19 protein-coding genes are annotated in these 19,500 nt (G+C 69.7%); 6 read left to right on the forward strand and 13 right to left on the reverse strand.

The genetic code is table 11. The features are described from left to right. Positions 1 to 21 precede the first annotated feature (21 nt). Complete coding sequence (locus HUW62_RS09750) at positions 22 to 243, forward strand: DUF3185 family protein (RefSeq protein WP_176434253.1); 222 nt, start codon at positions 22 to 24, stop codon at positions 241 to 243. A gap of 24 nt (positions 244 to 267) precedes the next feature. On the opposite strand, the gene HUW62_RS09755 is transcribed toward HUW62_RS09750, so the two are convergent. The 7 genes from HUW62_RS09755 to HUW62_RS09785 form a co-directional block, all read right to left on the reverse strand. Continuing rightward, positions 268 to 1,548 (reverse strand): MgtC/SapB family protein, encoded by a 1,281-nt coding sequence (locus tag HUW62_RS09755; RefSeq protein WP_240356252.1) that lies wholly within the window; start codon positions 1,546 to 1,548, stop codon positions 268 to 270. A gap of 34 nt (positions 1,549 to 1,582) precedes the next feature. Further along, positions 1,583 to 2,665 carry an aquaporin gene (locus tag HUW62_RS09760; RefSeq protein WP_176434254.1) on the reverse strand — a complete coding sequence of 361 codons (1,083 nt, stop codon included), beginning with the start codon at positions 2,663 to 2,665 and terminating at the stop codon, positions 1,583 to 1,585. Positions 2,666 to 2,824: 159 nt separating this feature from the next. Continuing rightward, on the reverse strand, positions 2,825 to 3,676 hold the full coding sequence (fghA, locus tag HUW62_RS09765; RefSeq protein ID WP_176434255.1) for an S-formylglutathione hydrolase: 852 nt from the start codon (positions 3,674 to 3,676) through the stop codon (positions 2,825 to 2,827). Then, positions 3,673 to 4,785: an S-(hydroxymethyl)glutathione dehydrogenase/class III alcohol dehydrogenase gene (locus tag HUW62_RS09770; protein ID WP_163864553.1), complete on the reverse strand. Its 1,113-nt coding sequence runs from the start codon at positions 4,783 to 4,785 to the stop codon at positions 3,673 to 3,675. The genes fghA and HUW62_RS09770 overlap by 4 nt, the downstream gene beginning before the upstream one ends. 172 nt (positions 4,786 to 4,957) lie before the next feature. After that, positions 4,958 to 5,746 (reverse strand): tetratricopeptide repeat protein, encoded by a 789-nt coding sequence (locus tag HUW62_RS09775; RefSeq protein WP_163864554.1) that lies wholly within the window; start codon positions 5,744 to 5,746, stop codon positions 4,958 to 4,960. 292 nt (positions 5,747 to 6,038) lie between these two features. Further along, positions 6,039 to 6,194, reverse strand: coding sequence for a hypothetical protein (locus HUW62_RS09780; protein WP_176434256.1), 156 nt, complete (start codon positions 6,192 to 6,194; stop codon positions 6,039 to 6,041). Continuing rightward, positions 6,191 to 6,433 (reverse strand): hypothetical protein, encoded by a 243-nt coding sequence (locus HUW62_RS09785; RefSeq protein ID WP_163864556.1) that lies wholly within the window; start codon positions 6,431 to 6,433, stop codon positions 6,191 to 6,193. Before HUW62_RS09785 ends, HUW62_RS09780 begins: the two co-directional genes overlap by 4 nt. Positions 6,434 to 6,471: 38 nt before the next feature. Between HUW62_RS09785 and HUW62_RS09790 the strand changes: the two genes are divergently transcribed. Together HUW62_RS09790 and HUW62_RS09795 are read left to right on the forward strand one after the other, a co-directional pair. Further along, positions 6,472 to 8,019 (forward strand): alkaline phosphatase, encoded by a 1,548-nt coding sequence (locus tag HUW62_RS09790; protein ID WP_176434257.1) that lies wholly within the window; start codon positions 6,472 to 6,474, stop codon positions 8,017 to 8,019. Further along, the gene (locus HUW62_RS09795) at positions 8,016 to 8,468 is read left to right on the forward strand and encodes a hypothetical protein (RefSeq protein ID WP_176434258.1); all 453 of its coding nucleotides are present in this window, start codon (positions 8,016 to 8,018) and stop codon (positions 8,466 to 8,468) included. Before HUW62_RS09790 ends, HUW62_RS09795 begins: the two co-directional genes overlap by 4 nt. 5 nt (positions 8,469 to 8,473) lie before the next feature. Here HUW62_RS09795 and HUW62_RS09800 read toward each other — a convergent pair whose 3' ends face one another. Further along, complete coding sequence (locus HUW62_RS09800; protein ID WP_176434259.1) at positions 8,474 to 9,703, reverse strand: metallophosphoesterase; 1,230 nt, start codon at positions 9,701 to 9,703, stop codon at positions 8,474 to 8,476. Positions 9,704 to 9,879: 176 nt separating this feature from the next. Between HUW62_RS09800 and HUW62_RS09805 the strand changes: the two genes are divergently transcribed. Further along, on the forward strand, positions 9,880 to 10,650 hold the full coding sequence (locus HUW62_RS09805) for an SDR family oxidoreductase (protein WP_176434260.1): 771 nt from the start codon (positions 9,880 to 9,882) through the stop codon (positions 10,648 to 10,650). Positions 10,651 to 10,695: 45 nt separating this feature from the next. Here the strand turns inward: HUW62_RS09805 and HUW62_RS09810 are convergent, their stop codons facing one another. From HUW62_RS09810 to HUW62_RS09825, 4 genes are read right to left on the reverse strand one after another with little or no spacing between them, the layout of a single operon-like run. Further along, complete coding sequence (locus HUW62_RS09810) at positions 10,696 to 11,901, reverse strand: ABC transporter permease (protein ID WP_176434261.1); 1,206 nt, start codon at positions 11,899 to 11,901, stop codon at positions 10,696 to 10,698. 26 nt (positions 11,902 to 11,927) lie between these two features. Then, entirely contained in the window at positions 11,928 to 13,394 is a 1,467-nt protein-coding gene (locus tag HUW62_RS09815) for an efflux RND transporter periplasmic adaptor subunit (protein ID WP_176434262.1), read from the reverse strand. A 43-nt stretch (positions 13,395 to 13,437) separates the two neighbouring features. After that, entirely contained in the window at positions 13,438 to 14,157 is a 720-nt protein-coding gene (locus HUW62_RS09820) for an ABC transporter ATP-binding protein (protein ID WP_163864746.1), read from the reverse strand. An 8-nt stretch (positions 14,158 to 14,165) separates the two neighbouring features. Continuing rightward, positions 14,166 to 15,674 carry a TolC family protein gene (locus HUW62_RS09825; RefSeq protein WP_255203335.1) on the reverse strand — a complete coding sequence of 503 codons (1,509 nt, stop codon included), beginning with the start codon at positions 15,672 to 15,674 and terminating at the stop codon, positions 14,166 to 14,168. A gap of 525 nt (positions 15,675 to 16,199) precedes the next feature. Here HUW62_RS09825 and HUW62_RS09830 point away from each other — a divergent pair. Together HUW62_RS09830 and HUW62_RS09835 are read left to right on the forward strand one after the other, a co-directional pair. Next, entirely contained in the window at positions 16,200 to 17,480 is a 1,281-nt protein-coding gene (locus tag HUW62_RS09830) for a sensor histidine kinase KdpD (RefSeq protein WP_240356254.1), read from the forward strand. A gap of 3 nt (positions 17,481 to 17,483) precedes the next feature. Then, positions 17,484 to 18,833, forward strand: a complete 1,350-nt coding sequence (locus HUW62_RS09835; protein ID WP_163864563.1) for a sigma-54 dependent transcriptional regulator — start codon at positions 17,484 to 17,486, stop codon at positions 18,831 to 18,833. A 46-nt stretch (positions 18,834 to 18,879) separates the two neighbouring features. On the opposite strand, the gene HUW62_RS09840 is transcribed toward HUW62_RS09835, so the two are convergent. Further along, complete coding sequence (locus tag HUW62_RS09840; RefSeq protein ID WP_163864564.1) at positions 18,880 to 19,470, reverse strand: hypothetical protein; 591 nt, start codon at positions 19,468 to 19,470, stop codon at positions 18,880 to 18,882. Positions 19,471 to 19,500 lie beyond the last annotated feature (30 nt).

The raw sequence follows: 19,500 nt of genomic DNA on the forward strand, positions 1-19,500 counted from the left end.
GGTTCAACTCGAGGAGTCTCCGTGGGAATCATCCGGTTGGTGGGAGTGATGCTCGCCGTCGCGGGCGGCGTGTTGCTGTGGACGGGGCTGAATGCGCGCGAGTCGCTGACCGAGCGCGCGACGCAGGTCATCACGGGCAAGTACAGCGAGAACACCACGCTGTACATCGCTGGCGGTGGCGCCGCGCTGGCGGGCGGCATCCTCCTCGCGCTGTTCGGAGGCGGCTCGCGCAAGCGTCGCTAGCCACGGACCGACTCCCCCCAAGGCTCAAGGGAGCAGCGCGCCGATTCGGGTCTGGACGAAGGCCCCGGCCAGTCCCAGGGCGAACACCGCGCCGAGCGCCCAGCCCAGTCGCACGGTGAGCGCCCGTTGCCCGGAGACGCGTGCCACCACCACGAAGCTGACGGCGGCGCTCGCGAGTGACGCGATGGTGGCGCCGACTCCCGCGGTGGTCGGTGACAGCGACCCATGTGAACTCAGTGACGCGGCCGAGGCCACCGCCGACGCGCTCGACACCAGTCCTCCCAGCGCGCTCACCGCATAGAAACCCGCGTGGCCCAACAGGCTCTGTCCCACCGTGCCCACCACCTGGAAGAAGAGCAACATCGCGCCGAACTTGAGCGCGGACTTGAGCGAGAAGGGGCTCTCCAGGGGCAACGACGGCGCGGCGCCCGCGCTGCTCGGGGCCTGGCGAACCCTCACCAGCGCGAGCCCCATGCTCGACAGCAGGATGAGCGAGAGCGGCACCACGGAGTTCACCATCGCGCGATACGACAGGATGCCGAGCAGGACGGCATTGCGCAGCGCCATCGCCGCCGTGGCCAGCATGACGCCTCGGTACGCGACGTCCTGGAGCCGTCCGTCCGTCTCCTTCACGCGATGGGCCAGCTCCGTCACCGTGACGGTGCTGTTGACGAGTCCGCCCAGGAACCCCGTCACCTCCACGCCGCGCGTGCCGAAGAGCTTGAGCAACACGTAGTTCACGAACCCCATCGCCGCGACGAGGATGACCGTCACCCACGCGACGCGAGGCACGATGAGCCCCCAGGGGTCCACGGGCTCGGTCGGCAACACCGGGTAGATGGCGAAGGCGAGGATGGCCAGCAGGATGGCCGAGCGCAGCTCCTCTGCGGTGATCTTGCTGCTGAAGCCCGCCAGCCGCTCCTTCCACGTGAGCAACCCCGCGCTCGTCACGGCCACCGCCGCGGGCGTCACCACATGCCCCAGGCCACACAGCACTCCCGTGAAGCCGGTGACGAGCAGCGCGGCGGAGGTGGTCAGCTCCGCGCCCTCGTTCGCGCGCAGCGACTGCCAGTTCAGGAAGCCCACCAACACGCCCAGCAGGGCCACCGCGGTGATGGCGAACGGAGTGCCCAGCAGCCCGCCCATGGCACCCAGCAGCGATGCGAAGCCGAAGGTGCGCAAGCCGGCTTCCTTGCCACGCCACTCACGCTCCAACCCCACGAACAGGCCCACCCCCAAGGCCAGCGTCAAGCGCATCAACGTCTCGAGCGGCGGCCACGCAACGGCCGGCGGAAGTCCTTCCATCAAGGGGGTGCCTCTCCTTCGTGGAGCGAAGTCTTCAAGTGGTGTGGCGCGGCGCCTCGCGCGCGGCGTCGCCGACGGCATGCAGCCGGGACCATCCCCGCTCACGCAACAGATGCTGGATGGGTTCTCGCAGCGATGCCCGGAGGCGCTGCATGGCGTCCGGAGTCCCGTCTTCGCTCACGGACACCCGCCAGGAGGTGCCCCCGCCTACCAGTGGCGGCGCCTCCTCACCGGGCAGGATGAGTCGCACCACGAGCGGCGGCGGCCCGTGCGCATCGCCTTCACCTGCGGCGCCATCCACCGTGGCCCGAGCCCGGTCCCCCGCGGAGAGGCCATTGAAGACGGTGACGGCCTGCTCGGCCACGGTGGGGCGCGAGCATTGGAAGATGACGCGCCAGGGGCGGCGCGCGGGTTTCTCCGTGGGCATCATCAGCCAACGGAAGAGCAGCACGGCGAGCGTGGCGCCGAGCATCTGCGCGGCGACGAAGGACTCGACATCCATCGCATGCAGGGCACTGGCGCGGGTGCTCACCGCGCGCGCGAGGATGAGCGCGGGATTGGCGAGCGAGCGTGAATCGGTGAACCAGACGGTGGCGGCGACATAGCTGGCGACGACCAGGGGCGTGGCGGACGGACGGCCGCGCACGCACCCTCGCACCACCACCAGCAGGCCGAACGTGGCGACCAGCTCCGTGAGGAACTGGGAGGAGCTGGCGGAAGGCGCGCGCGTCGCGATGAGCAGGGGCTCGCCGCACATGAGATGCGCCACCAGCCGTCCGACCAGACCCCCGCCGAGCTGGGCGAGCACGTAGCGAGGCACGTCCTTCCACGGCGTGCCGTCCTCCAGCGCGTCCGCGAAGGTGAGGGCGGGATTGAAGTGCGCCCCGGACAACGGCTGGAGCACCAGCGTGAGGCAGGCGAGGACGGCGCCCGCGGCCAGGGACATGAAGAGGCGCCCGTCGGTGGCGCTCACACCCAGGTGCTCCGCGCCGTGGTGGGCGCCCTCGAGTGCCACCACGAGCAGCCCGCAGCCGAGCGCTTCGACCGCGAGCCGGCGGGGCCGGTTCAGGCGCCCCGTGCCGGACGATGTCGTCGTGGATGGAAGTGCACCCGTCATCGCCTGACCCTCCAGCGGATCTCCCACCCTATGCCTCGACGAAAGGGTCGTCAAAGCCGGGCGCGAGGGTTCGCGCGAATGCCGACGAGCAGACAGACGGGCTCGCTCGCGGGGGCTCGGACGTCTCTGTCTCCGAGCCCCCACGAGCTGTCCGCGAGGCTATGCGTTCAGCGCCGCGGCGTGGTGCCGCAGGTGGTCCTCCATGAACGTGGAGATGAAGTAGTAGCCGTGGTCATACCCATCATGGATGCGCAGCGTGAGCGGCTGCCCCGTGGCGTCGCAGGCCTCCTTCAGCAGCTCCGGCTTGAGCTGCTCCTGGAGGAACTTGTCGCCCGTGCCCTGGTCCACCAGCAGCGGGGGAAGCCGCGTCTTCGCGGAGCGGATGAGCTCCGTGGCGTCGTACTCGCGCCACGTGGCCGTGTCCTCGCCCAGATAGCCCTTGAACGCCTTCTGTCCCCAGGGCACGCGCATGGGCGCGACGATGGGTGCGAAGGCGGACACGGAACGGTAGCGCCCCGGATTGCGCAGCGCGCACACCAGCGCGCCATGGCCTCCCATGGAGTGCCCGAAGATGCCCTGGCGGTCCTCCCGGGCGGGGAAGTGCTCGGTGATGAGCGCGGGCAATTCCCGGGTGACGTACGTGCCCATGCGGTAGCGCGCGGACCAGGGCGCCTGGGTGGCGTCCAGGTAGAAACCCGCGCCCACGCCGAAGTCCCACGCCGCATCCTCGCCGGGATAACCCGCGCCGCGCGGACTGGTGTCGGGGGCCACCAGCATCAACCCCAGCTCGGAAGCCACGCGCTGCGCACCTCCCTTGATGAGGAAGGTGTCCTCCGTGCACGTGAGGCCGGCGAGGTAGTAGAGCACCGGCACCTTGCGCTCCCGCGCCTGCGGCGGAACGAAGACGCCGAAGCGCATCTCACCCCCGCACGCCTCGGACCCGTGCTTGTAGAAGCCGACGGTGCCGTCGAAGCAGCGGTGCTGGCTCAGCAGTGTGGGGGCCGCCGTCATGAGTACTTCACCACGCTGCGGATGGACTCGCCCCGGTGCATCAGGTCGAAGCCCTGGTTGATGTCCTCCAGCTTCAGCGTATGGGTGATGAGGTCGTCGACGTTGATCTTCCCGTTCATGTACCAGTCGACAATCTGGGGCACGTCCGTGCGGCCCCGCGCGCCACCGAACGCGCTGCCCTTCCACACGCGCCCCGTGACGAGCTGGAACGGCCGCGTCTTGATCTCCTGCCCGGCTCCCGCCACGCCGATGACGATGCTCTCGCCCCAGCCCCGGTGGCAGCACTCGAGCGCCTGGCGCATCGTGTTCACGTTGCCGATGCACTCGAAGCTGTAGTCCGCGCCGCCGTTCGTCAGGTTGACGAGGTAGGGCACCAGGTCCCCCTCGACTTCCTTCGGGTTGACGAAGTGGGTGAGGCCGAACTTCTCCGCCATCGCCTTGCGCGCGGGGTTGATGTCCACGCCGACAATCTGGTCAGCGCCCACCATGCGCGCGGCCTGCACCACGTTGAGGCCGATTCCACCGAGCCCGAAGACGACGACGCGCGCGCCCGCCTCCACCTTCGCCGTGTACACCACCGCGCCGATGCCCGTCGTCACGCCGCAGCCGATGTAGCAGACCTTGTCGAACGGAGCGTCCTCGCGAATCTTCGCGACCGCTATCTCCGGCAGCACCGTGAACTGCGCGAAGGTCGACGTGCCCATGTAGTGGTGCACGCTCTGCTTGCCCAGCCGGAAGCGACTGGTGCCGTCCGGCATCAGCCCCTTGCCCTGCGTCGCGCGGATGGCGGTACACAGGTTCGTCTTGCGCGACAGGCACGACTTACACTGCCGGCACTCCGGCGTGTACAGCGGGATGACGTGGTCGCCCTTGCGCAGCGTCGTCACGCCCGGCCCCACGTCCACCACCACGCCCGCGCCCTCGTGCCCGAGGATGGCGGGGAACAGCCCCTCCGGGTCCTGCCCGGAGAGCGTGAACTCGTCCGTGTGGCAGATGCCGGTGGCCTTCAGCTCGATGAGCACCTCTCCCGCCTTGGGCCCCTCGAGGTGAACCGTCTCGATGCTCAACGGCTTTCCTGCCTCGAGCGCCACCGCCGCGCGCACGTCCATACACGAGCCTCCCTGTGAAGTTTGAGGCCCCAGCGTAATGCGCGCGGTGCCCCCGGGGCACGACGGAATCACCGCGTGACGCCCAGGAAACGCTTCTGCTGGCCTAGAAAAGAAGAAGGGCCTGGAACCGGTGCGCGGTTCCAGGCCCTGGAGCTTCAGGAAGGCGAGGGGACTACGGCGTGCCCGCCGCGGCCTGGGCCTTGGTGGCCTTCTGCGCCTCGCTGAACTTCTTGGTCATGTCCGCGAACTGGACCTGGAAGTCGTCCATGCGCTTCTGGTGCTCGGCGGCGCGGGCGTTCGCCTCGGCGACGACGGCCGGGTCCTTCGCGTTCTCGGCGGCCTCCGACAGCGCCATCTCCTTCTGCTGCCGCTCGTACTCCATGAGGCGGCCCATCACCACGCGCTTGTTGAGGTACGTGTTGGCGTGGTTGGGGTTGATGGCGATGACCTGGTCGTAATAGTTGAGCGACTTCTCCAGGTCGGCCTTGACGATGGGCGCCGCCATGGAGCGCGCGCCACCGCGCTGGGCGTAGATCTCCGCGATCCACCCGAGGGACGCATCGTCCTTCGGTTCCAGCTTCAGGGCCTCGTTGAAGTACTTCTCGGCCGATTCCGTGGCGCCGCCCTGCATGTTCATGCTGGCGAGCGTCCGGTATGTCTCGGCCCTCTCCGCCGGCGTGGTCTTCATCTCGAGGATCTTCAGGACGGCCTCGCTGGCCTTGTCGGTCTCCCCGAGCTGGAGGTGGGCGAACGCCTTCTTCTCCCAGACCTTCTCCTGCTTGGGGTCCGCCTGGAGCGACAGCGCGTACGCCGCGGCGGCCTCCTTGTACTCCTTCTTGCTCAAGTGATTGCTGCCCTTGATGCGCTCCGCCTTGCCGACGTCCTCTTCGCCTTTACAGGCCACCGTGCCGCTCAGGGCGAGAACTCCGAACACCAGACCGACTCGTGCCAGTCGCTTCATGTGTATGAACCTTTCGAGCGGGCCTGGGGAGTCGACCCCGGCCCCATCCATCCTGCTGTCCGCTCATCGTGTGGGACCCGGCCTCACGGGTCCGAAAGCCCGGCAAGCATACCCGAAGTCCCGCTCCCAGCACCCATGCCAGGCGAGCCTGCCCTCCAAGCATTCGGCCTCCCTCGGTCCCCCCCGAGTCTCGCCCCCCGTCCAGCCCTGGCGGTGACTCGGGGTACGGGTGGAGGAGGCGCGGCCCTGTCCCCCCGACCCGGACCTTGCCCGGCGTCGTGCCCGTGGACCGTTAGGGGCCCGTCGCGCGAATCGAGTCGATGTCGAACGCGATGCCCACGCCCGACACCGGGTCCAGGCGCAGGTCGGTGATGGTCCCGTTCCACCCCGCGACGCCCTGCATGTTGAACGTGAGCGTCTGGTAGGTGCCGCCGCCGGGGTGGTTCACGGTCGCCAGATCCAAGAGCTGGCCGGCGTGCGGTTCCGCACGTCGTTGAGCTGATTGTCGGAGGGGGGGACCTCCTCGCCCGGCAGGGGACGTCGGGTGAGCAGCGCCACGTTGCGCTTGATGACGTTGAAGCGCTCGCTGCCGTCCTCCGGGAACACGCCGTGGCCGACGTGCTCGAAGAAGAACGCGTGACTTTCGGGTGGCGGCGGTGGTGCTGGATGCCTGGCGGGAGTGGCCATAGTGTGAAGGCTGGTTCCTTCTTCGGAGCGTGCGCCCCTTGACTGTCCTCACTCGACGAACCGTGCTCCAGGGGCTCGCCGTCACCGCCGCGGGGTGTGCCTCGACGCGGCCGATTCGCGCGCCGCGTCCCGGGCCGTCGCTGCCACTGGGCGCGCAGCTGGGAGACGTGCGCACCGGCGCCGTCACCGTCTGGGGCAAGGCGGACCGGGCCTCGCGTCTCGTGGTGGAGTGGAGCGAGGACTCCCGGCTCGTGAAGGGCGTGCACCGCATTGAGGGCGCCGCGCTCACCGAGGCCACGGACTACACCGGCGTGGTGGATCTCACCGGCCTGCCGGCGGGGCGCGAGGTCTTCGTGCGAGTGCTCGCGGAGGATGGCGGCGGGACTGGCGAGGAGTGGCGTGGGCGGTTCCTCACGTCACCGGACTCGGCCCGGGACGTGTGCTTCGCGTGGAGCGCGGACGTGTGCGGTCAGGGTTGGGGCATCAACCCGGAGTGGGGCGGGTACCGGGGCTTCGCGGCGGTGCACGCCTTGCGTCCCGACTTCTTCCTTCACGTCGGCGATGTCATCTACGCGGACAACCCGCTACTCCCAGAGGTCGTCCTCCCGGATGGGCGCGTATGGCGCAACCGCGTGACGCCCGCGAAGTCGAAGGTCGCCGAGACGCTGGAGGAGCTGCGCGGGAACTTCGCCTACAACTTCCTGGATGAGTCCCTGCGGGCCCTCGCGAAGGACGTGCCCATCGCGTACCAGTGGGATGACCACGAGGTGCGCAACAACTGGTATCCGGGGCGCAGCCTCGCAGGTGACGCCCGCTACACGCAGGTCGCGGACGAGGCGGTGCTCGGTGCTCGGGCGCGTCAGGCGTTCTTCGAGTACTCGCCCGTGGGCGGCGCCGCGCGAGCCGAGGGACGCATCCATCGCCAGCTCTCACAGGGCCCGATGCTGGACGTGTTCATCCCGGACGTGCGCGCCTTCCGGGCGCCGAACTCCGTCAATCGCCAGGAGCAGCAGGGGCCGGAGACGGCGTTCCTCGGACGCGCGCAGCTCGATGGGCTCAAGCAGGCGCTGGCGGCGTCACGGGCGACGTGGAAGGTGATTGCCACGAGCATGCCGCTGGGGCTCATCGTCCCGGCGGAGAAGCTTCCGGACGGAGCTCACATCATGGAGGCGTGGGCCAACGGCCCGGGTTCGCCGCTGGGTCGCGAGTTGGAGCTGGCGGAGCTGCTGTCCTTCTTGAAGGAGCGGAAGGTGCGCAACGTGGTGTTCGTCACCGCGGACGTGCACTACCCGGCCATGCATCACTTCCACCCGGACCGGGCGCGCTTCCGCGACTTCGACCCGTTCTGGGAGTTCGTCGCGGGGCCACTCAATGCGGGCACGTTCGGTCCGAGCGCGCTCGATGAGACCTTCGGTCCGGAGGTGAAGTGGCATCGGCCAGCGACGGTGATGAACGCGGCGCCGTGGGAAGGGCAGCAGTACTTCGGCAGCGTTCGCATCCAGGGGAATAGCGGCGTGATGACCGCCGCCATCCATGACCTGACGGGCAAGGCGCTGCACTCCGTGGAGCTGGAGCCGTACCGATGACGCTCATGTTCATCGTCCTGCTGGTGGGGCTGGGCGTGGCTGCGGCCCTCTTCTTCTCATCGAAGCGCCCGTTGGTGCTCCCGGTGCCGAAGCGCTCCGCGCTGGAGGTCTGCAATCACTGCGGCCAGGCGCGGACGCTGCTCGACGAAGAGCTGGACGACGTCCACTTGAACGATGAACAGCGCCGGCAGGAGCAGAGCGGCGCCGTCGACTATCACGTCTGGTGGTGTGGCTACTGCGAGGACGGCGTGGTGACGCGCAATGCGCAGTTCGTCCAGACGGTGGGCGTGTGCCGGGCATGCAGCGGTCGCGCGGAGCAGTCCATGAAGACCGTCGTTCCCGCCACGGTGACCCGCGGTGGAGAGCTCCAGGTGGAGCTGGCCTGCCAGGGCTGTGGCCATCTCCAACGCTTCTGGCGGTACACGCCCCGCGTCACGCTCGCGAAGTGAGCCTGCTACGTCGTGAGCACCAGTTTGACGAGCTCCGGGGGACTGCCGACGCGCATGGGCGGCCCCCAGAAGCCGCAGCCCCGGCTCACGTAGATATGCGAGTCCTGGTGCTGGTAGAGCCCCGCCGCGTGCTCCCACGCGAAGCCGATGAACAGCGTCATCGGGACGAGCTGCCCGCCGTGGGTGTGGCCTGAAATCTGGAGGTCCATCCCTCGCTCGGCGGCCACCTTGAAGTTCGCGGGCTGGTGCGCGAGCAACACGGCCGCCCGGTCCGGCTCTCGTCCCGCGAGCGCCAGGTCCAGGTCGTAGCCCTTCCGGTTGTTCCGTCTCCAGCCACTCCAGTCGTCAACACCGACCAGGTCCAGAGAGGCGCCCGCGTCGCCGACGCGCACATGGCGGTTGCGCAGCGTCTGGATGTCGAGCGACTGGAGGAACGCCGTCCACTCCTCGTCACCGGAGTAGTAGTCATGATTGCCGGTGACGAAGTAGCTGCCGTAGCGGGAGCGCAGCCCTTGGAGCGCGGCCACCGCGCCGCCCAGCGTGGGCACGTCACCGTCCACCAGGTCACCGGTGATGGCGACCAGGTCCGGCTTGAGGGCATTCGTCTGCCGCACCAGTTCGTCCATGTAGCGGCGCTCGATGAACGGACCCACGTGGATGTCCGTGAGCTGGACGATGGAGAGCCCATCCAGCTCGCGTGGCAGCCTGGGAATCCGGATGGCCAGCTCCGTCACCAGCGGCGGTGCGAACGCCCGCCAGTGGCCGTACGACGCCAGCCCTCCACCCGCGAGCGCCGCGCCTCCCGCGAGCGCGCGTCCGAGGAACTTCCTGCGCTCCTCGTCCACGGGTGGCTCGGTGGGTGATGGAGCCTCCTGAACGGAGGTCGAGAGCGCGGGTAGGGTGGCAGTGTCTCGCCGCCGTCGGACCCATCGTCCCAGACCGACCAGCGCCCGCAGCAGATCCATGGCCAGGAGCGCGAGCACCAGGCAGAGCGCCACGCCCATCCAGGTATACGTGGCCACCGTCACGGTGCGCTCCAGTCCCTCCGGGAGCGCATCCAGCAGCGTGCGCCGCATCCCCAGCAGCAGCGTCAGAAGCCCGAGCACGACGATGGCCACGAAGCGGGCCGCGCGACTCCGCACCAACTCCCGGACCAGCCGTCGGTAGAGGTACAGGTGGCCCAGCACCGCGCCGAGTCCGATGAGCATCGAGAAGGAGAAGAGACGGAACGGCATGCGCGAGCGACCCGAGGCGAGAACGAAAGGGAAGGGTAACACGGTGCCCATGCCGGGGCCGCTCTGTCGACAGGATGGCGCCCGCGTCCTCGCGATTGAACAGAGTCCCTTCCAGGTCCGCTTCGGGCGGGTAGATTCCGCGGCGCGCGACAGGCGAGCGTCACGAGGGGACACGCATGGACAAGGTCATCGTCATCACAGGGGCGAGTGGAGGCATTGGCGCGGGGCTGGCTCGCGTGGCGGGAGCGCGTGGGGCGAAGCTGGTGCTGGCCGCTCGCCGTCGGGCAGAGCTGGAGGTCGTCGCCAATCGCTCCGGTCGCGACTCGCTCGCCGTCGTCACCGACGTGACGTCGCGCGCGCAGGTGGAGCGGCTTCGCGACGCGGCGCTGGAGCGCTTCGGCCGCATCGACGTCTGGGTGAACAACGCCGGACGCGGCATCACCCGCTCCGTGGCCGAGCTCACCGACGAGGACCTGGAGTCGATGTGGCACGACAATGTCCACAGCGCGCTCTACGGGATGCAGGCTGTCCTGCCGCACTTCCAGGCGCGCAACGCGGGACAGATTCTCAACATCTCCAGCACGCTGGGGCGCCTGCCCGTCGTGCCCCATCGTTCGGCGTACAGCGCGGCCAAGCACGCGTTGAACGCGCTGAGCGCCTGTCTCCGGCTGGAGCTGCGCCAGACGCACCCGGGAATCTCCGTCACGGTGGTGATGCCCGGCGTCGTGGCCACGGAGTTCGGTTCGAACGCGCTGGGCGGCGGGCCGGACTCACGCGCGCTTCCCGGAGCCCAACCCGTCGAGGAGGCCGTGGAGGTCATCCTCGACGCCATCGCCCACCCACGTCCGGAGGTCTTCACGAAGGCGTCCACGCACGCCGAAGTGGAGCGCTACTACCACGACGTCGCCGCGTTCGAGGCGGACCCGGGCATGCGTCCCGGGCGATGAGCGTGTCGTGACGCCCGGGAGTCGTGGTGCTCCCGGGCGCGTGCGTCACTCGTAGCGGAGCGACTCGATGGGGGCCAGGCTCGCGGCACGTCGCGCGGGCCAGATGCCGAAGAACACGCCCACGGAGGCGGAGAAGGCGATGGCCACCACGATGGCCTCGGGGGCCACCACCATGGTCCACCCCATGAGCTTCTGGAGCACCGCCGCGCCACCCACGCCCAACACCAGGCCGAGCGTGCCACCGGCCAGACACAGCACCAGGGACTCGACGAGGAACTGGAGCAGGATGTCCGTGCCCGTGGCTCCCAGCGCCTTGCGCAGACCAATCTCGCGCGTCCGCTCCGTCACGGAGACGAGCATGATGTTCATGATGCCGATGCCTCCCACCAACAGGGAGATGGCGGCGATGCCGGCCAAGAGCAGCGAGAAGGTCTGCGTCGTCTCCTGCACCGTCGCGAGCAGCGAGGCCTGGTCCCGGATGTTGAAGTCGGCCTGCTCCTCCGGGCGGAGCCGGTGCTCCCGGCGCAGCTTGAGGTCGATCTCCGCCATCGCGTCATCCATGCCCTTGTCGGTGGCGGCCTGCACGGCGATGGAGCGGATGCGGTCGCTGCCCATCACCCGGAACTGCGCGGTGGACAGCGGGATGTAGAGGCTCTCGTCGGGGTTGGCGAAGCCCTGCGAGCCCTTCTCCGCGAGCACGCCGATGACCTCGAAGGGGATGCCTCGGATGCGTACCGTCTCGCCCACCAATGCCGAGGAGTCCCGCAGGCCGAGCTGCGCGCCCGCCAGCGCTCCCAGCACCACCACGCGACGACGGCCCCGGTCCTCCGCGTCGGTGAACAGCCGGCCCGCCACGATGTTGGACTCGTTGATGGTGAAGTAGGCCGGCCACGTGCCCACCACCGACAGGTTCGCGTTGCCCGCGCCGTACTCCACCTGGAAGCGCGACTCGATTTCCGGCGCCACGGCCTGGATGTGCTTTGCGTTGGTGCGCAGCGCCTCCGCGTCGTCGATGGTCATCGTCGCCTGGCCTCGGCCCAGTCCTCCCGAGAACGACTGTCCGGGGCGCACCGTCAGGACGTTCGTCCCGAGCGTCTTCAGGCGCTGCTCCACCGAGCGCTGGGCCCCTTCGCCCAACGCCACCATGGTGATGACCGCGGCGATGCCGATGACGATGCCCAGCATGGTCAACAGCGACCGCAGCTTGTTGGCGAGGACCGCGTCGAACGCGACCAAGATGATTTCACCCATGACCTGCCTCCTCCTCCGCTCACCCGCTAACGCCCGCCGCGCCCACCACCCGCACCACCACCCATGCCCGGCATCATTCCGCCGGTCGCCGCCTTCATCCTCTCGTTGCGCTGCTGTTGCTGCTGCTGGAGCTGCGCCACGGACACCAGCAGCACCTGCTCGCCCGCCTCCAGCCCGCTGACGACCTCCGAGCTCTCCCAGTCACTCAGGCCCAGCATCACCTTGCGCGGCTCCGGTCCTTTCGGGCCCTGCACGAAGACGAGCCCCGGCCGCGTGTCACCCGTCGCCTGCCCGCCTTCGCGACCACCCCGATTGCGTCGCCCCTCGCCCGCGCCCTCCGGCGCCCCGGCCGTCGTCGGCGTCGCCACGTTCACCGGCGTGACTGTCCCCGCGGCCACCGCGCCCTTGTCTCCGGCGGGAGGCGTGCCCTCGGTGCCGCTCGTCGGAGCCGCGCTCGTGCCACCCGTGCCCGAGCCGCCCCGTCCACGACCTTCGCCCGCTGGACGCATCAGCGAGCGCACCGAGTCCTCCGTGAGCCCCACCGCCAGCGCCGCGGCGCGAGCATCCCGCAGGCTGACCACGGCGGAGTTGGGGACGGTGATGGCGTCGCGGCGGCGCGAGATTTCAATGGCCACCTCCGCGTTCATTCCCGGGCGCAGGAGGCCGTCCGGGTTGTCCAGGCGCACCAGCACCGGGAAGAGGGTGACGTTCTGCTCCACCAGCGCCTGCGGTTCGATCTTCACGACCTCGCCGACGAAGGTCTTTCCCGGGTACGCCTCCATCGTCACGCGCGCCTTGAGGCCCGCCTTGATCTGGCCCACGTCCGTCTCGTCCACCTTGGCGCGCACCTGCATGACGGACAGGTCCGCCATCTTGAACAGCGTGCTGCCACCGGACACGTTGGAGGTGGCCGACGCGATGATGAGCCCGGGCTGAATCGTCCGCTCCAGCAGCGTCCCGGCGCTGGGGGCGCGGATGGTGACGTCGCGGCTGCGCTCCTTGGCGAGCTGGAGGTTCGTCTCCGCGCGCACCTTGGCCGCTTGCGCGGTGGCGTAGGCGTCCACCGTCGTCTCGAACTCCTGCTGGGTGACGTAGCCGGACTGGCGCAGCGTCTCCATGCGCTGGCGCTGGGCCGACGTCGTGTTCAGCCGCACCCGCGCGGACTCCAGGTCCGCCTGGGCCTGGGCCAGCGCGTTCTGCACGTCGCGCGGATCTATCTCCGCGAGCAGCGCGTCCTTCTCCACCTTGTCGCCGGTGTCGAACAGCACGCGCAGCACTTCACCGGAGGCCTTGGACTTCACCTCCACCACGCGCAGCGGCTCCACCAGGCCGGCGGACTCCGCGACGACCTCCATGTCGCGGCGCTCCACCACCGCCACGGCGGCCGAGCGCTCCGGTGTCTTGGGCTCCGTGCTCCGCTGGGTGGCCCAGACGCCCGCTCCAATCAGGACCGCCGCGACACCCGTGATGACCATCTTCTTCGCCTTGCTCACGACGTCCTCCAGGTCTTCGTGGCCGCGCGGTGCGCGGTCCGGCTCAATTCCGCTTCAGCTCATCCCGCTCGATGACGCCGTCCTTCAAGAACAGCACCCGCCGCGCGTACGCCGCGATGTCCGACTCGTGCGTGACGATCATCAACGTCTGGCCCTGGGAATGAAGCTCCCCGAAGAGGGCCATGATCTCCTCACCCGTCTTGCTGTCGAGCGCGCCCGTGGGCTCGTCCGCCAGCAGCAGCGCCGGCTGCGTCACCAATGCGCGGGCAATGGCCACGCGCTGACGCTGACCGCCGGACAGCTCGTTGGGCCGGTGGTCCTTGCGTCCGCCCAGGCCCACCTTCTCCAGCATCGCCGCCGCGCGCTCCTGGCGGACCTTCTTCGGCACGCGCGCGTACACCAGCGGCAGCGCCACGTTGTCCAGCGCGGAGGCGCGGGGCAGCAGGTTGAAGCTCTGGAACACGAAGCCCAGCTCGCGGTTGCGGATGCGCGCCAGCGCGTTCTCCGTCATGCCCGCGACGGGCTGGCCGTTGAGCCAGTACTGCCCGCCGCTCGGCACATCCAGGCAGCCGATGAGGTTCATGAAGGTGGACTTGCCGGAGCCCGAGGGGCCCATGACGGCCACGTACTCGTTGCGGCGGATGGTGAGGTCCACGCCGCGCAGCGCGCGCACCACCTCCGAGCCCATCGTGTAGTCCTTGCGCAGGCCCTCCACGCGGATGACCACGTCCGCGATGTCCCGCGCCGTCGCGTTGCTCTCCATGGCGGTGCTCACAACGGCCTCCCGGCGAGCGCTTCCAGCTCGGCGCGCGCGATGCGGTAGTCGAACCGAGATGACACGAGGTTGCTCTCCGCCTGGACCAGGTTCTCCTGGGACGTCAGCAGCTCCAGGATGGTGGTGGCGCCCAGACGGTAGCGCTCTTCCTGCACCTTGAGGTCCTCGCGCGCCACTTCCACGGCCTGCTCGGACAGGGTGATGCGGTCGGCCGAGAGGCGAAGCTGAGCCAGCGCCTGGCTGGCCCCCGACCTCACCGCGCGCCGCGTGTCAGCCAGCTGCGCCATGGAGGTGACTTCCTGAGTCTTGGCCCGCTGCACCCGCTCCTCACGCAGGAAGCCGTCGAAGATGGGGTAGGAGAGGCCCAGGCGCACCGACCAGCTCGTCCTGCCGCCGGTGAAGCTCGGGTCCTGGTTGAGCCAGTCATAGCCTGCCGTCAGACGCACGTTCGGCAGGTAGGTCGCCTTCGCGACATTCACACCCGCCTCGGAGGCGCGCAGCGTGGAGGCCGCGGCGAGCACCGCGGGCGCGTTGGACTCCAACTCGGTGATGAGCGCCGCCTCGGTGAGGGTGAACGGCTGGGGGCCCAGGTTCTCGCTGGCCTGGGCTTGCGCCGGACCGTCCTCGCCGATGAGGCGTCCCAGCGACAGGGCCGCCGAGGTGCGCTGGGTCTCCGCCGTCCGCAGCGCCTCTTGGGCCGTGGTGTAGTCCAGCCGCGCCCGCAGCAGGTCCGAGCGCGTCGCCGAGCCCACCGCGAGCCGCCGCTCCGCCGCATCCTCGTTCTGCTTGGCCCGCTCGATACGCGAGCGCGCCACCGCTTCCAGGCCTGTCGCCCGAAGGGCTTCGTAGAAAGAGCGCTGGACGTCGAGCACCGCGCTGGCGCGCTGCGCGGTGAGCTGCGCCCCCGCCGCGCCGGACTGTGCGCGGGTCTGCTTGCGCGTGGCGCTCCGCTGCCCGCCGGTGAAGACGTTCCACGAGGAGGAGACGCCCGCGCCGTACGTGTCATTGGAGCCGGAGACGACGGTGCCCGTATCGCCCAGGATGCGCTGGCTGCTGGAGAGCGAGCCAGACGCGCTCGCCGAGAGCGAGGGGATGTAGGCGCCCACCGCGCTCAGCTCCGCGGCCTCGGCGTTGGTGACGGAGCCCTCGGCCTGCACCACCGCGGGATTCGTCTTGAGCGCCCGCGCGATGGCCTCCTCGAGCGTGACAGTCACGCCCTCGGCCGCGACCTGGGCCGTGAGGCTCTGGGCGGGGGCCTGTGCCTGCGCGCCGTCCTGAGGTGTGGCCTGGGCCGGCGCGGAGGCATTCTTCTGGGCCGCATCCTGGGTGGGCGCATCGGCCGGAGCCTTCTGCGTCTGGGCGGCGTTCTTCTCCGTGCCGGTGGCCTGGGTGGGCGCCTGCGCCGCGCCCATTCCCGGCGTCGCGACGAGGCCGAGCAGGCCCAGCGTCAGCGCCGTCATCCGGTGGGGCCGTCTCTTGAACCACGCTCTCTTGAGCATCGTCATCGCAGCCATGTCCCGTTGAGGGCCGGTGCGCTTCTGGCGCGTCCGGCGGTTCCGAAGCAGGGTGACTGCATGCTCCTTGCCAGTTTTCAACACATCGAAATCTCAGGGGAAACCCGCGATGGGCCTGTGAGCAGCGCCGCTTGAGTGCGGATTCCGCATGCGGTCCGCACGGCCTGGGCCGGCCTGGCCCGCGCGGCGTGAGGTTCGCGCTCCATGGAGAGGGGCCGTGGAGAGGGGCCACCTGCGGCGGGTGGAGGTTGGGCCTCGTGCTTGCACAAGGAGGCCGCGTCGGATGGGCGCACCTCGCGTCGCGGCCCGCTCGACCTCCATTGTCGCGGCCCCCTCGCCGCGCCCACCCTCGGGGAGAGACATGCACATGGGCTCGACAGCAACCAGCCAAGGGGTAGCCCGCGCGGCGCCACGCCATGTGAGAAGGAAGTGCGGATTCCGCACCGTGCATGCAGAGTTCGCAGCGAGCGGAGGCACCTCATGGAGTGGGATTCACCTCGAGAAGGGGCATCGTCGATGAGCGGCGTGTCCCGTTGGAGACCGCGCGGTCCCTGGATGCCCTGGGTGGCGGCGGGGTTGATGTGCGCCGTGCTCCTGTCCGCGGTGCTCTTCATCCGCAGGTCGGCGATGGAGTCCTCCTCGTTGGTGGTGCGAGGCATGGCCAACGTCCTGATGCTCGCCGGGTTGGAGGCCTTCCGGGAGGGCACCGGCGTCCCGAGCCAGCAGTCCTTGGACGCCTTCCTCGCGGCGAACCAGGAAGGGGGCCTGCGCTACGTGGCCATCATCGAGGATGGAAAGGTGCTGGAGTCGGCGGGTGAAGGCTCGCTGGGAGAAATCCAGGACGGCCCCTTGCTGCGAATCGAAGCGGGTCGAGGCCGCTTCATCCATCGACTGCGCAAGCCCAAGCCAGAGACTCCGGCCGTGGCGAACGCGGGCACTCCCCCCGTGGAACCGGCGGCCCCCCAGGAGCCGCGCCGCAATCTGCGCATCGGCTACGAGTACGAGCCTGTCACCGCGCTGGAGTTGACGGACCGCGCGCAGCGCCTGCTGTTCATCGCGGCGGTGTCGTGCGTGGGAATCCTGGGCCTGGCCTTCGCCTTCTCGCGCTCCCTGGCGCAGCGCGAGGCCCTGGCGGCGGAGCTGGAGCGCGGGCGCAGACTCGCCGCGCTGGGCACCATGTCCGCCGTGCTGGCGCATGAGCTGCGCAACCCGCTGGCCTCGCTCAAGGGACACGCGCAGCTGCTCGCGGAGCGCGTGGAGCGCGACGAGGTGCTGCGTCCCAAGGCGGACCGCATCGTCGGCGAGGCGGTGCGGCTGGAGCAGCTGATGAATGACCTGCTGTCCTTCGTGCGCAGTGGAGAGCTGCGGCGCACGGGGACGGACCCCAACGAGGTGCTGCGCGCGGCGGTGGAGGCCACGGGCGAGGCCAGTGTGAATGCGCACTACCTGCCGGACCGCGCGAAGTGGGAGCTGGACCCGGGACGCTTCCAGCAGGCGCTGGAGAACGTGCTGCGCAACGCGGTGCAGGTGAGCCCTGCGGGGCAGCGGGTGGAGGTGGACGTGGCGCAGGAGGGCCAGTCGCTCGTGTTCATCGTGAGGGACTACGGGCCGGGCATTCCGAAGGGGGACGAGGAGCGCATCTTCGAGCCCTTCGTCACCGGGCGGCTGCGCGGCGTGGGGTTGGGGCTCGCCATCACCCGGCGAATCGTGGAGCTGCATGGCGGCTCGGTGAGCGCGAAGACTCATTCTGGCGGCGGCGCGGAGTTCCGGCTCACCGTCCCGGCGAGGGGGACCTGAGCCATGGCGCGCATCCTGGTGGCGGATGACGAGGAGGGCGTGCGCTCGTTCATCGCGGAGGCGCTGGAAGTCGAAGGCCACGTGGTGACGCAGGCGGCGGACGGTGAAGAGGCCGCGCGGCTCCTGGCGAAGCAGGGCGTGGATCTGCTGGTGACGGACCTGCGGATGCCGGGGATGGACGGGCTGACGCTGCTGCGCAAGGTGCGCGAGGAGCAGCCGGACGTGGAGGTCGTCGTCCTCACCGCGGTGGGCTCGGTGGAGAGCGCGGTGTCGGCGATGAAGGCCGGCGCCTTCGAGTACCTCCTCAAGCCCGTGGGCAGCCCGGCCGAGCTGCGGCTGACGGTGGCGCGGGCCCTGGAGCGCCGCGCGCTGTTGAACTTGAAGACGGAGGTGCGTCAGTCCACCACCGAGGTGGTGCTGAGCTGGGGCGCGCCGTCGATGGGACCGGTGGTGGAGGCGCTGCGCAAGGTGTCACCCACGCAGGCCACGGTGTTGCTGGTGGGGGAGAGCGGCACGGGCAAGGAGGTCGCCGCGCGCGCGCTGCACCAGTGGGGTGAGCGCTCGGAGGGGCCCTTCGTCGCGGTCAACTGCGCGGCCCTGACGGAGACGCTGCTGGAGAGCGAGCTGTTCGGCCACGAGAAGGGCGCCTTCACCGGCGCGGTGGCGCAGCGGCGCGGTCGCATCGAACTGGCCCAGGGCGGGACGTTCTTCCTGGACGAGGTGGGGGAGCTGAAGGCGGAGCTGCAGGCCAAGCTCCTGCGCGTGCTCCAGGAGCGGCGCTTCGAGCGCGTGGGTGGCACGCGGACGCTGGAGGCGGACGTGCGCTGGGTGGCGGCGACCAACCGCGACCTCAGGACGATGATGGCCCATGGCGAGTTCCGCGAGGACCTCTACCACCGGCTGGCGGTGTTCCCCATCCGGATGCCCTCGCTGAGAGAGCGCCGCGAGGACCTGCGTCCCCTGTCGGAGCTGCTGTTGCGCCGCATTGGCGACGAGCTGGGGCGCCCGGGGCTGAAGTTGTCTCCGGAGGCGTCCGAGCGATTGGAGGCCTTCTCCTGGCCGGGCAACGTGCGCGAGCTGCGCAACGCCCTGGAGCGCGCGGCCATCCTCGCGGACGGCGCGGTGGTGGAGTCGCGTCACCTGTGGCTGGACCCCACGAGCGCACCGGCGACGACGCTCGCGCCCGTCACGGGCACCGCGCGCCTGCCGGACAAGACGCTGGAGGAGTTGGAGCGGATGGCGATCGACCAGGCCATCGCGGACGAGGGTGGCAACCGGAAGCGCGCCGCGCAGCGGCTGGGCATCGGGTTGCGCACGCTCTACGACAAGCTGCGGCGCTACGGAATGCAGTGAAGCCCGGGGGGCGCGAGCGACAGCCGCCGCGCCCCTCGGTTCGACATCACGGAGGGCCGTAGCCCTGCACGCGGGAGTTCAGCTCCACCGCGGTGGCGTAGATCTGCGCCCACGTCTTGAACTTCAGCTTGTCGCCGAAGCCCTTCTGGTCATTGGCGTAGTCGAACAGGTCCTTGCGGAAGAGGGCGTCGGCCGCCTTGCGCGCGCTGCCGTCCAGGGGCGTGCCCTTGCGGTCGTAGTACCGCAGCAGGTCATAGCCGTAGTCGTGCGTCTTCGCGGCCGGGTCGAACTCCTTGTCCGGGCCAATCTTGCCGGGCGCGGACGCGGAGCCGTGCGGATCCTGCATGCGCTGACCGTGCTTCGTCTGAATGGCGTAGGGCTTGTAGCCCATGACCTTCTCGAAGTCGGCCGGAGGCGGACGAGCACCCGTCAGGTACTCGTTCATCAGCTTGCCGTGGTCCCCGGCGGGAGCGGCGCCGACCTTGGCCGTGCGCTCCGTCGCGCTGGTGCCTCGGGCGAAGGTGTCCTGGGTGTTCGGCCGGACCGGAACCGCCGTGTTGGACCGCTCGGCGGTCGGCGTCTCGGAGCTGTTGGAGAGCGGGCGGCGGGGGGCGACTGGGGGATTGCGCACGAGCATGGAGGACCCGGGGGAAAGCTTCTCTTGAAT

Source organism: Myxococcus sp. AM011, from assembly GCF_013372595.1.
In the GTDB taxonomy this organism is placed as follows: domain Bacteria; phylum Myxococcota; class Myxococcia; order Myxococcales; family Myxococcaceae; genus Myxococcus; species Myxococcus eversor.

Excerpts from the sequence above, each read along its gene's own strand:
- HUW62_RS09755 (WP_240356252.1), bottom strand. The coding sequence starts at position 1,548 with ATGGAAGGACTTCCGCCGGCCGTTGCGTGGCCGCCGCTCGAGACGTTG.
- HUW62_RS09760 (WP_176434254.1), bottom strand. The coding sequence starts at position 2,665 with ATGACGGGTGCACTTCCATCCACGACGACATCGTCCGGCACGGGGCGC.
- fghA (WP_176434255.1), bottom strand. The coding sequence starts at position 3,676 with ATGACGGCGGCCCCCACACTGCTGAGCCAGCACCGCTGCTTCGACGGC.
- HUW62_RS09770 (WP_163864553.1), bottom strand. The coding sequence starts at position 4,785 with ATGGACGTGCGCGCGGCGGTGGCGCTCGAGGCAGGAAAGCCGTTGAGC.
- HUW62_RS09775 (WP_163864554.1), bottom strand. The coding sequence starts at position 5,746 with ATGAAGCGACTGGCACGAGTCGGTCTGGTGTTCGGAGTTCTCGCCCTG.
- HUW62_RS09785 (WP_163864556.1), bottom strand. The coding sequence starts at position 6,433 with ATGGCCACTCCCGCCAGGCATCCAGCACCACCGCCGCCACCCGAAAGT.
- HUW62_RS09795 (WP_176434258.1), top strand. The coding sequence starts at position 8,016 with ATGACGCTCATGTTCATCGTCCTGCTGGTGGGGCTGGGCGTGGCTGCG.
- HUW62_RS09800 (WP_176434259.1), bottom strand. The coding sequence starts at position 9,703 with ATGCCGTTCCGTCTCTTCTCCTTCTCGATGCTCATCGGACTCGGCGCG.
- HUW62_RS09805 (WP_176434260.1), top strand. The coding sequence starts at position 9,880 with ATGGACAAGGTCATCGTCATCACAGGGGCGAGTGGAGGCATTGGCGCG.
- HUW62_RS09810 (WP_176434261.1), bottom strand. The coding sequence starts at position 11,901 with ATGGGTGAAATCATCTTGGTCGCGTTCGACGCGGTCCTCGCCAACAAG.
- HUW62_RS09820 (WP_163864746.1), bottom strand. The coding sequence starts at position 14,157 with ATGGAGAGCAACGCGACGGCGCGGGACATCGCGGACGTGGTCATCCGC.
- HUW62_RS09825 (WP_255203335.1), bottom strand. The coding sequence starts at position 15,674 with ATGACGATGCTCAAGAGAGCGTGGTTCAAGAGACGGCCCCACCGGATG.
- HUW62_RS09830 (WP_240356254.1), top strand. The coding sequence starts at position 16,200 with ATGAGCGGCGTGTCCCGTTGGAGACCGCGCGGTCCCTGGATGCCCTGG.
- HUW62_RS09835 (WP_163864563.1), top strand. The coding sequence starts at position 17,484 with ATGGCGCGCATCCTGGTGGCGGATGACGAGGAGGGCGTGCGCTCGTTC.
- HUW62_RS09840 (WP_163864564.1), bottom strand. The coding sequence starts at position 19,470 with ATGCTCGTGCGCAATCCCCCAGTCGCCCCCCGCCGCCCGCTCTCCAAC.